This window comes from Nocardia brasiliensis NBRC 14402 (assembly GCF_000308475.2).
Lineage (GTDB): Bacteria > Actinomycetota > Actinomycetes > Mycobacteriales > Mycobacteriaceae > Nocardia > Nocardia brasiliensis.
Genome location: NZ_BAFT02000055.1, coordinates 20,101 through 30,558, shown reverse-complemented (window position 1 = coordinate 30,558; position 10,458 = coordinate 20,101). Strand labels below are relative to the sequence as shown.

The window sequence follows — 10,458 nt, the reverse complement described above, 5'->3', positions numbered from 1 at the left end:
CCGCGCTCGCCGTGCGGTCGCTGTGCTGGTCGGGTAGTGCCCACCCTGCTCGCCGTCGCCCTCGGGTTGTTCCGACCGCGCTGACCGTGCCGGGGGTCGTGTCTGCCACGCTTGTCGTGCCGTGGCCGTTGGGTTGTGACAACCTGGTTGCCGCGCCAGTCGGGTAGTGCCCACCGCGGTGGCCGTGTCGGGCGGGTTGTGCTCACCGCGTTCGTCGTGCGGTCGCCGCCGCAGCCCACGTGCCGTCGTCGCCGTGCCACCAAGGCTGTGGCATGACGGTACGGCGACAACGGGTTCGGCGTGACACAAGGTGCGGGGTGTGCGGACCGGAGTCGGCGCTGCTCGCCCTCTTCCGGCAGGCTCGCGCAGGGGGCGTCAATTACGGTGCGACGGAACTCCAGTCGGCGAAGCCGGTGGGGTCGTGGCGGCCCATGCTGGCGTGTTCGAACAGGCCCCAGCCTTCGGCGCCGTTGCAGCGGGCGTGGGCGACGTGGTCGATGACGCCGTAGGGGGCGCGGGCGACGATGGCGGGGTCGGTGAGGTCGTAGCGGCTCGACAGGGACCAGTCGCGGCCTTTCCACTGACCGTGCAGCCAGTCCGGGTCGCCGCCGTAACCGCAGCCGACATGCAGGGGCACGTTGGTGCCGGTGGTCACCTCGATCTCCAGCGGCTTGCCGTCGGGCGTCGTCAGTTCGAGCCGCGCGCCGAGGGGATGCCTTGTGCCGGAACGGTAGTCGATGGAGATGCGGGGCCAGCCGAGCTGTTCGACGCGCCCGTCCGGCCAGACCCGGACCGCGTCGTTGAGCGTGCGGGTGCCGTCCGGTTCTTCCTGCACGATCACCACGACGGCGAAGTCGTCGAAGCGCAGCGGGACATACATCCACCAGAAACCGCCGGACGGTTCGCTCGCCGCCCGTCCCGGCGGCTCGGATTCGCCGACCGGCCGGATGCCCCACGACCGGTCCCTGGTACCGGTCCACACGGCCGGGTCGACGGCGATGTCGTCCCCGTCGACGTGCAGTGTCCCCGCCCAGGAACCGACCTGCGCGAACCGGCTGGCCTGGATGATCGGCCGGTTGCCGTGCAGGATCAGGTGCGGCTGCTCCTGCACGGTGGGGAAGGCGCCTTCCCAGGTGAGGTCGAACGACAGCTCGTCGTGCTCGCACACCACCCGGATCCGTTGCAGCGGTTCCACCACCTCGATCCGGTAGCCGCCGACGCGTTGTTCCAGGCTGCGTTCTTCGAGCGCGTCGGAGAAGCGCACGGTGCGCTGGATATCGCCGCTGCGGACGCAGGCGTAGGCGTCGGTCACCCCGAGGTTCGGGTATACGCCGAACCCGGTGATGAAGAAGGTGCCGCCGTCGCGGTTGTGCCCGTTGAGGTAGCTGCGGTCGTAGAAGTTTCGGTCGGAACTCGCCACCCGGGCCAGCGACAGCGCGGTCTGGTGAATCGGGTATTCGTCCAAGGGAACTGGCATGGTTTATCTCAATCCCATTCGTAGGTTCCATCGAGCAGCCGTTCCAGGCTCGCCCGATGCATCACATAGTCGTCCCGGTCGGGAGTGTCGGTGTCCTCGCCGAAGTGGATCATCCGGCGCTTGACTCGGGCCATCACGATGCCGTGGCGCAGCGCCGCGTAGACGATGTGCCAGTCCAGGTCGCGCACCGTATGTCCGGTCAGCTCTTCGTATTTCGCGACCACATCGGCCCGGCGCAGGAAGTCGGGCAGGCCCGGCTGTTCGAAGCGGGTGGCGATGTCCTGGAAGAACCGGTGGATGAAGATCACCCACGCGACGTCGAGTTCGCGCGGCCCCAATGCGGCCATCTCCCAGTCCAATACCGCCGCGGGCCGGAATTCGTCGAAGATGATGTTGCCGGGCCGCGCGTCGCCCCAGCTGAGCACGTCGGGTCCGGGATCGCTCGGCCAGTTCGCTTCGAGCCAGTCGAAAGTGCGCTCGAGCAAAGGGATCTCGAAGCCATCGTCGGCCAAGGCCCAGCGATACCACGCCTTCTGCGCCTCGACGTGCCGGCGCAGGGACTGTCCCGGGCCGCGCAGGGCGGGGAAGCGCAGGGACGGGTCCGGGATCTCGTGGACCTTAGCGATCACCTCGACGGTGTTCGCGGTGAGCTGGGCCCGCTGCTCGGGGGTGGCGTCGAACAACCAGCCGATGAACACGTAGGGCGGATTGTCCGTCGGCACCCGCCCGTCCACTCGCTTCATCACGAAAAACGGTGCGCCGAGCGGTTCTTCGTCCTCTTCGAGCCAGCACAGGCCGGGTACGGGCACAGTGGTGTGCTCGGCGACTCCGGACATCACCTGGTACTGGGTGGCCAGATCGTAGGTCTCGAACACCGGAAAGGACCCGGCCTCCGGCGCCATGCGCGCGACGAACGAGCCGCGCTCATGTCTGCCGTCGACACTCCATTCGGCGTCGAACAGAATGGTCGTGCTGGACATGCCGCCGGCCTGCGGGCGAGAGAGGCCGGAGACCCGCGGCGGATGATCGGCGGAGACCTTCGAATCCAGCCAGCGCGCGAGATCCTCGGCGAGCACTTCCAGATCGCGTTCGCTGACGGTCAGTTGCTGCCGCTGGGCGGGATCTGGATCGTCGGCCATCGTTGTCCTCCTGACACCATGAAGCGGGGCCGCGTGTCTGGACGCAGCCCACATCGGCGGCGGTGCGCCGCGATACGCGACAGTAACGCGTTCCAGTCGGCTCGCGGGTGGAAAACGATCGAGGTCGGCGAACCCGCTCACTGGCCGGAACCGGCCCTTGACATGCGAGTACTCGGGCCGTCAGGTGGTGCCGCCCGCACCCGCTCGTGGCGGGGCCGGGGCATAGACCGGCGGGGTGCCGCACCGGCCGAAAGACGGTAATGGTGTAGCCAGCACGTACGACTTCGACGGCTACCACGTACGACTTCCTACCGAGGAAAAGACGGGGGATTTCCTGGAGGCCCGCGTACCGGGTGGCTCGATACCGTTCGCTCACTGTGCATGTTTCGGAGGAGGGGCAGCTGTGAGCGCGGCGAGTACGCAGTCGATCGAACGAGAGATCACCGATGGTCCTGAGGTCGAGGACCCCGCGTCGGCGAGGTGGAATCCGCTGACGCGCATCGCATTCCGGTTCTGCTTCACCTACTTCGGCCTGTTCTGTGTGATCTTCCCGCAGTTCCTGTTCGTCTACACCGGGATCTTCTGGGACAAGTTCCCGCAGAACGCGATCAACGGACTGCTGTATCCGCTGAGCCCGGTGTGGAATTGGGCCGGCCGGACCGTCTTCGGGGTGGATGCCGAACTGGACCTGTACTCGGGCAGTGGCGATCAGGCGATCATCTGGATCTTCGTCTTCTGCATCCTGATCGTGGCCCTGGTGACCACGGCGGTGTGGTCCGTGCTGGACCGGCATCGACCGGACTATCGGCGTCTGAACGCCTGGTTCCTGCTGTTCCTGCGGCTGTGCCTGGGCGGCCAGATGCTCTTCTACGGCATGGCGAAGGTCATTCCCACGCAGATGCCGGAGCCGCCGTTGGTGGCGCTGCTGTCGCAGTACGGTGATTTCACGCCCGCCGCGGTGCTGTGGATGCAGGTCGGTTCCGCGCCCGTCTACCAAATCCTGCTGGGCAGTGCGGAAGTGCTCGGCGGCCTGCTGCTGTTCTGGCCGCGGACCGCGACGATCGGCGCGATGATCAGCCTGATCAGCATGGCGCAGGTGTTCATCCTGAACATGACCTTCGATGTGCCGGTGAAGATCCTGTCCGGGCACCTGCTGCTGATCTCGCTGGTGCTGCTCGCGCCGCAGGCGCGCCGGCTCGCGGATGTGCTTGTCCTGCAACGGCCGTCGGAGCCCGCCGTGCAGCCGGAGCCGTTCCGCGGCAGGCGGACCCGGGTGATCGCGGTGGTGGTGCAGATCGCGTTGGGGCTGTGGGTATTGGCCGGAACCGTGCACGAAACCTGGTTCGTCTGGAACGAGGGCGGCGGTGGTGCGGCCAAGCCTGCGCTGTACGGCATCTGGTCGGTGTCGGAGTTCACCCAGGACGGCCAGCCGCTCCCGCCCTTGACTACGGATCAGAATCGTTGGCATCGGGTGGTTTTCGATCTTTCCGGGATGGCATACCAGAAGATGGACGGCACTCTGGTGCCCGTGGCCGGCACGGTCGATCCGGCTGCCCACACGATCACCGTGTCGGACACGGCTTCCCAGACGCTGCCGGGACATATCGCGCAGGCGCAACCGACTCAGATCGGCACGTTCACCTTCACGCAGCCCACGCCGGACCGGTTACGGCTGGAAGGTGAGTTCAACGGTCACCGGGTGACGGTCGCCCTCGAACAGATGGACCTGAATTCCTTCAAACTGCGGAGTACACCGTTCAAGTGGGTCCAGGACCAACCCCGCTTCAGCTGATCGCACCGATTAAACAGCCGGTCACTTGATGGTGATGGCATCCAGGCGGGTGCGCAGGAACTCGGCCGACACCACCGGCGGCAAGCCGGTGGTGTGCCCGATCGGCGGGTGCAGCGGCGTGACGACCGCATCATGATCGAGTTCGTAGAAATAGATGAGCGACACCAGATCTTCCTCCGGCGCGTGCGCCTGCGGCGGCAGCACTCGATGCCGACCCGACGGCCAGCGGTTCGCGCTCCAATAGGCAAGCAGGTCACCGATGTTCACGGTGAGGGCGGCGGGGTCGTACGGTGCGTCGGCCCAGCCTTGCGCCGCGGTGTAGACCTGAAGTCCACCCGCGCCGGGCTCGCGGTCCAGCACCGTGACGGTGCCGAAGTCGGTGTGCGGGCCGATGCGGAACTGGCCGGGTTCGGGTGGGCCGACCGCCGTCAGCGGCGGATAGTGATTGATATTGCAAGTCCAGGTGGGTCGCCCGGCCAGTTCTCGAAACGGGTTGGCGGGCAAGCGCAATGCCGCCGCGAACAAGGCGAGCAACTCGTCGGACAGGGTGTGCACCGCCGCGGTGTAGGCCGTCAGCAGTTCCCGCAGTTCGACCACCTCGTCCGGCCAGACGTTGGGCAGGAACCAGACGTCGTCGACGCGCGGATCGCCGGTCGCGGTATCCGCGCCGACCGCGAAGGTCTCTTTGAGATCGGGTGGCGTCGCGGTCCCTTCCGCATAGCCGTTGGCCTCCTTGCCCGGTCCGATCCAGCCGCGACCGCCGACCGTCACGGCGTAGCGCTGCTTCACCGCGTCCGGCAGCGCGAAGAAGCGCCGCGCGGCGCCGCGCACCGCCCCGGCCAGATCCGCCGGTACACCGTGCCCGTAGACCAGCAGGAATCCGGCGCGACGCAACCCCTCGTCCACTTCGCGCTCCACCTCGGCGGCCGCCGCGCCGCCGGACCGCCAGCGCGCCAGGTCGATCGCCGCGATCGCGCTCATGTCGCCGCTGCCTCGTCGGCGACGCCGATGTCCTCGTGCCAGAGCTCCGGATACTCGGCGATGAAACTGGTCATCATCTCGACGCACCGCGCGTCCTCGAGCACGGTCACCGCGACGCCGTGCTCGGCCAGCCAGTCGTGGCCGCCGTGGAAGGTCTGCGATTCGCCGATGATCACCGTGCCGATGCCGAACTGACGGACCAGGCCGCTGCAATACCAGCACGGCGACAGCGTGGTCACCATGGTCGTCGGCCCATAGTCGCGTCGGCGGCCCGCGGCTCGGAAGGCGTCGGTTTCGGCGTGGATGCTGGGGTCGCCGGACTGCACGCGCCGATTGTGGCCGCGTCCGAGCAGGGTGCCGTCGGCGTCGAACAACGCGGCCCCGATCGGGATACCGCCCTCGGCGCGGCCGAGCAGTGCCTCCTGGTAGGCCACCTCGAGCAGTTGTCGTGCCGGTGTCGCGTGCGTCATGGTTCCAGCCTCCAAGGCGACCGCACCGACCGCAACGTACAGATCGTCCATCCGGCGCGGGTGTCCAGATGACAGGATGACCGTATGTTGCCCACCGTGCGCGAAGTGCTCGACAACCAATTCGCCGCGGCCGCTCCGCTCGTCTTGGCAGGTCACGGCGCTTTACGACGGACGGTGCGCTGGGTGCATTCGAGCGAAATCTATGAGATCGGTCCCCTGCTCTCCGGTGGGGAGCTTTTGCTCACCACCGGATTGGGCCTGTCCGGGGTGGACGCGGGGACGCGACGGCACTACCTGCGCGAGATCGCCGCCCGTGAGGTGGCCGGGGTGGCCGTCGAACTCGGCCGCACCTTCGACGCGGTCCCGCCCGACATGGTCGAGGAGGCCTCGCGCCACACGTTGCCGCTGATCGCCCTGCGGGCGGTGGTGCCGTTCATCGACCTGTGCCGGGCCGCGAACACCGAGATCGTGTCGCGCGAGGTACGCGCGTTGCGCCTGCTCAACGCGCTCGCGAGGGAACTGACCGTCGAACTCGCGGCAGGAAATGGGCTCGCGCAGTTGCTGACTCGCATCGGTGCGGCCACCGGGTGCGCGCTGATCGTGACGAGCGGCAACGGCGCGTTGATCGCGGCGCACGGCGTGGACGACGACCGATCCGCCTGGGCCGCAGTGGAATCCGGTACCGCGACCGCGACGATCCGAGCCAGGGAGAACACCTGGGGGACGCTCACCGCAGGTCCCGGTTCGGTGCTGGACGACGCCACGCTCGCTGCGGTGCTGACACAGTCCGCGCCGGCCCTCGGTCTCGCGCTTGCCAATTCCGGTTCGCCGACCGGGCGGCCGCAACTCGCGGCGCGCACCCTGCTCGCGGATCTGCTGGACGGCAAGACGATTCGGCAGGCCGATCTGAAAGTGCGGGCCACGGCGGCCGGTATGTCCGCGCTGTCCGGTCGCACACTGGTGCCGGTGGCCGCCGATGCGCCCGATACCCGCATCGCGACCCGCCTGATCGATACCGCGGCAAAGGAACTCGGCAGGCCCGCCCTGGTGGCCGAGGTGCACGCGACCGGCTACGGCGTACTTGTCATGGACCAGGCGGTGCCCGATCCGGTCGGTGCGGTTGCCCGCCTGCTGCGCAACGCCTTCGCCACGAACGCCGTCGACGGTGTCACGGTGGTGGTGGGCGATCCGTGTGAGTTCACCGCCGCCGCGCTGACCGGCTCGCTCGAGGCGACGCGCTCGGCGTTGCGGCTGGCCACCCGGCACCGCCGGGATCGGCCCGCGGGCAGTCCGCTGGCGACGGTGCGCGAGCTGGCCACCGAACTCGTCGTCGAATCGTTGCCGGTCGCCGAGCGCAACCGTTTGATTGACACCACCATTGCGCCGCTGATCGACTGGGACACAGCGCATCACAGCAAACTCGCTCGCACGCTGGAGGTCTACCTGCGCCACGGCGGCAGCGCGACCCGCTGCGCTGCGGCACTGCATATCGGCAGGCAGTCGCTGTACCAGCGGCTGGAACGCATCCGCGAGCTGCTCGGCTACGACCCCGCCGCGCCCGCCCTCGCGGGCACGCTGCTGCTCGCGCTGTGCGCGCACCGGCTGTCCGACTAGTCGCACCACTTCTGTGCTCCCGCACCCGCTTCGGCCTGTTGCAGCGGGTGCGGGAAGACAGAAATGGTGCGGGAAGTGTCAGGGGCGTCGCGCGAGCGCCGCGTAGGTGGCGGCGGCGACCAGGAAGCCGACGAAGAAGGTGATGTCACCGAGCGCGGGGAACTCGCGCACCAGGTAGCCGGTGAACTTCGCCTGGTTGGAGAACAGCAGCACCGACACCGCCAAGCCGGTCAGAAACGCCGCTATCCCAGGGTGATTCGTGTACGCGCGGTTGTAGAGCAAAGCGTCGACCTGCTTGCCGCGGCGCAGGTACTGGTCGACGAACATCACGCCCAGCCACGGCCCGATCCAATACGCGACGATCAGCAGGAACGCTTCGTAGCTCGCGGCGGCATCCGCCAGCGCCCACCAGGCGACGAGGAAACCGAGCGCGCCGAAACCGATCGAGACGACCGCCCGTTGTGTGCGCACCGGCAGGGTGATGCCGATCGTCACGAAGGCCATCGCCCCGGAGTACACGTTCAGCGCGTTCGCCGCGACGGCGCCGAGCGTGATGGCGAGCAACGCCAGATTAGCCAGCACGCCGGGCAGATTCGCGGTGAAGACATCGGTGGGGCTACCGGTCGCCGTGCCCGCGATGGTGACCGAGGCCGCGCCGAGCAGCGACAGCCACAGACAGGACACGAACAGTCCGGCGGCCGCGAAACCACCGGTGGCGGCGCGCGAAACAGTGCGCGGCAGGTAGCGAGAGTAGTCCGCCGCGTAGGGATTCCAGCCGCCCGCGTACCCGAAGGCGGTACCGACGGTCAGCAGGAAGCCGCCGATTCCGCCCACCCCGCCCGCGGGCGCGGCCGCGCCGAGGTCGGCTTTGCCGAGGATCACGATCGTCACCACGACGAAAACCACGGCGAGCACCGGAAAGACGACGCGCTCGAAGGCGTGCACCAGGTTGTGGCCGAACGCGCCGAAAACGGTCTGCACCACCACGATCAGCGCCAGCGCGGTGAGTTTCGGCATGCCGGTGAGGCTGCTCAACGCGAACGCGCCGCTGACGCTGTTGGTGGCGAACCAGCCGACCCCGCACATGATGGACATGAACGCGGCGGGCAGTGCATTGCCGCGATAGCCGAAGGCCAAGCGCCCCAACACCATTTGCGGCACACCGTGCACCGGGCCGCGGGCCGACAGTACGTGGTGCGCGGCGGCGGCGAGCCCGATGCCGACGGTCAGGGCCAGTCCGGCCTGCCAGAAATTCATTCCGAAGGCGGTGACCGAGAGCACGCCGATGAAGATCGTGGCGAATTCCAGATTCGGCGACATCCAGGTCCAGAACAGCCCGCGCGGGCGGCCGTGCCTGGCGTCGTCGGGGATGTATTCGTTGCCGCCCGGCTCCACCGCGATGACGCGATCGGCATAGTCGGCGGCCGGGGGCGGGTCCTCGGTCAAAGCCATCTCTGCACACTCGTCCGCGGCGGCGCGGCAGGCAACGGACGGTTCGTACGTACGTCACCGCCGATCGACGGACAATTTGCCCGCCTCGCCGGATTCATCCGGTGATCGAGCTGGCCTGGTTGCGCCAGTTGGGCGAGGGCGTGAACAGTTCGCCGCCGTCCGCGCGGAAGGCCGCGAGCGCGTCGGTGTCGCCGCGCAACTGCGCCAGCAGCCATGCCGTCGGGTAGCCGAGGTAGCCGAACACGCCGGTCGTGCACGGGGTGGAGGCGGCGGCGCAATCCGGCTGCCCCTGCACGTCGTTGTGGTTCGGCCCGTCGAGGGTGCCCCAGGCTTTGCGCACGCCGGCCGGCGTCGCCTCGTAGTACGCCCTGTTCGACTGCAACCCTTCCACCTGCCAGGGCAGTGCCTGATGCGACGGCGAGACGATGCCGTCGGCCGTCCCGTTCACGAAGAACACCGAACCCGTGGTGAGCGCGCGGGGGTCGGCACACGACGCCGCGGTCGAGCACCAGTGCTGTGCCGGAAGTTCCAGTGGCACAGCGGTCTTGATCGCACCCGCCGCGTCGCGCATGGCGTTGAGCACCCCCGCCGCGCCCTGCGAATGCCCCACGGCGCCGACCGCGTCCCGATCCAGCTTCTCGAAGAACACGCTCGCCGGATCGTCACCCTGCGCGAGCAGGAACTCCAGCGACTTCCGGATATCGGCCCCGGATCCGGTGTTCCGGTTCTCGGTGGCCACCACGACGAAGCCCCAGGACGCGAAATGCCGCAGCAGGTAACGATATTGGCTGGGCACCGCGTCGGTTCCGTCGCCCCACAGCACGATCGGATGCCGCTGCGCGCCCAGCTCCGTCGGATACCAGACATCGAAGGTCGCGCCGCCGCTGTCGCAGCACCCGAATCCGAGCTGTTCGGTCACGGCTGCGGGACCGGACTGAAAGTACTTCGACTCGATCCCGGGATTCGGCACGAAGGGTGCGGGCTCGGCCGCGGCCACCCCGGCCACCGCCGGCCCGCAGGCGAGCAGCGCTACCGCGATCATCCGCACCGTCCGACGCCAGCGAGTCATGCGCCCGAGTATAGGAATGCCCGAGTGCCCGGCTCGATGCCCGGCCGCGGGACTCGCGAACGACCGAACGCGGCAGGCGCTGCTGCGCGGGGGTGCTGCTGCGCGGGGGTGCTGCTGCGCGGCGGTGCTGTTGGCGCGGGTGCTGTTGTGCGGGGTGCTGTTGGCGAGGGGGCTGCTGGTGCGGGGAACTGTTGGCGCGGCGAGTCGGTTGGTGCGGCGAGTCGGCTGGGGCGGCGGGCGGCTGGTGCGGCGGGCGATTGGTGCGGCGGGCGGCTGGTGCGGCGGGCGGCTGGTGCGGCGGGCGATTGCCGGTGTGGCAGGCGCTGCCGGCGCGGGTAGTCACCGCGACGAGCGGGCGAGGCGATTGCCGTTGATTCGCGGGTAGGCCGTAGGCTCGAAAACTGTGCCGAACACGCAAGACCACACCGATGACCAGCCGGTATCCGCAGCCGCGCCGCACGAGG

General features: G+C 68.6%; 8 protein-coding genes. 2 read left to right on the top strand and 6 right to left on the bottom strand.

Going from position 1 to position 10,458, the window contains the following annotated elements; translation table 11 throughout:
• Positions 1-379: 379 nt before the first annotated feature.
• Positions 380-1,477 (bottom strand): Rv3169 family protein, encoded by a 1,098-nt coding sequence (locus tag TY25_RS16930; RefSeq protein ID WP_042257327.1) that lies wholly within the window; start codon positions 1,475-1,477, stop codon positions 380-382.
• An 8-nt stretch (positions 1,478-1,485) separates the two neighbouring features.
• Positions 1,486-2,616: a phosphotransferase family protein gene (locus TY25_RS16925; protein WP_042257324.1), complete on the bottom strand. Its 1,131-nt coding sequence runs from the start codon at positions 2,614-2,616 to the stop codon at positions 1,486-1,488.
• A 403-nt stretch (positions 2,617-3,019) separates the two neighbouring features.
• On the opposite strand from TY25_RS16925, the gene TY25_RS16920 reads away from it, so the two are divergent.
• Positions 3,020-4,408 carry a DoxX family protein gene (locus TY25_RS16920; protein ID WP_081868928.1) on the top strand — a complete coding sequence of 463 codons (1,389 nt, stop codon included), beginning with the start codon at positions 3,020-3,022 and terminating at the stop codon, positions 4,406-4,408.
• Between the two features lie 21 nt (positions 4,409-4,429).
• Here TY25_RS16920 and TY25_RS16915 read toward each other — a convergent pair whose 3' ends face one another.
• Both TY25_RS16915 and TY25_RS16910 read right to left on the bottom strand, forming a co-directional pair.
• On the bottom strand, positions 4,430-5,389 hold the full coding sequence (locus TY25_RS16915; RefSeq protein ID WP_042257322.1) for an isopenicillin N synthase family dioxygenase: 960 nt from the start codon (positions 5,387-5,389) through the stop codon (positions 4,430-4,432).
• Positions 5,386-5,832 (bottom strand): nucleoside deaminase, encoded by a 447-nt coding sequence (locus TY25_RS16910; RefSeq protein WP_042257339.1) that lies wholly within the window; start codon positions 5,830-5,832, stop codon positions 5,386-5,388. The genes TY25_RS16915 and TY25_RS16910 overlap by 4 nt, the downstream gene beginning before the upstream one ends.
• 111 nt (positions 5,833-5,943) lie before the next feature.
• On the opposite strand from TY25_RS16910, the gene TY25_RS16905 reads away from it, so the two are divergent.
• A complete protein-coding gene (locus TY25_RS16905) occupies positions 5,944-7,473 on the top strand; it encodes a PucR family transcriptional regulator (protein WP_042257320.1) in 1,530 nt (509 codons plus the stop codon).
• A gap of 78 nt (positions 7,474-7,551) precedes the next feature.
• On the opposite strand, the gene TY25_RS16900 is transcribed toward TY25_RS16905, so the two are convergent.
• Both TY25_RS16900 and TY25_RS16895 read right to left on the bottom strand, forming a co-directional pair.
• On the bottom strand, positions 7,552-8,925 hold the full coding sequence (locus TY25_RS16900) for a purine-cytosine permease family protein (protein ID WP_042257318.1): 1,374 nt from the start codon (positions 8,923-8,925) through the stop codon (positions 7,552-7,554).
• 94 nt (positions 8,926-9,019) lie between these two features.
• Complete coding sequence (locus TY25_RS16895) at positions 9,020-9,994, bottom strand: poly(ethylene terephthalate) hydrolase family protein (RefSeq protein ID WP_088606687.1); 975 nt, start codon at positions 9,992-9,994, stop codon at positions 9,020-9,022.
• Between the last annotated feature and the right edge of the window lie 464 nt (positions 9,995-10,458).